We start from the raw sequence: 518 nt of genomic DNA, 5'->3' as shown, positions 1-518 counted from the left end.
GATTACTTCATGAAGCTTAAAGCCGGTCAGTAAGCGAGTTTGTTATCTAATTGCTCCGGTCAAAAGAGGCTAATAAGTAACTGGTTTACTTAACAAGCCTAGTTAGGTAATCAACAAACTAAAAATAAGAATATCAATCAATAGGCAGCTTAGGCTGCCTATTTTGTTATATCACTGCTATAATTTAGCGCGATTTTTAGAAATCCATTTACTTTGGGTTCAATACCCAGCTCCAAATCAAACAAATGAACGGAACAGTAATGAAAAAAACACTGTATACCGGCGCATTGTGTGCTGCTACTTTACTTTCTACACCCTCTTTCGCAGCTGACCAAGAACTGTATTTTTACAACTGGTCTGAATATATTCCAAATGAAGTACTAGAAGACTTCACCGAAGAGACTGGCATTAAAGTCTATTACTCAACTTATGAGTCTAACGAAAGCATGTACGCTAAGTTAAAAACTCAAGGTACGGGTTACGACTTGGTCGTTCCTTCTACTTACTTCGTTTCTAAG

1 pseudogene is annotated in these 518 nt (G+C 37.3%); it reads left to right on the top strand.

What is annotated here, in order from left to right:
• Positions 1-260: 260 nt before the first annotated feature.
• Positions 261-518, top strand: a pseudogene (potD, locus tag AB4653_RS06265) (spermidine/putrescine ABC transporter substrate-binding protein PotD); the annotation flags it as partial.

The organism is Vibrio sp. 10N.222.48.A3 (genome assembly GCF_041475345.1).
GTDB classification, from domain to species: Bacteria; Pseudomonadota; Gammaproteobacteria; order Enterobacterales; family Vibrionaceae; genus Vibrio; species Vibrio tasmaniensis_A.
The sequence above is the reverse complement of the archived record's forward strand: the minus strand, read 5'-3'. Positions and strand labels throughout refer to the sequence as shown.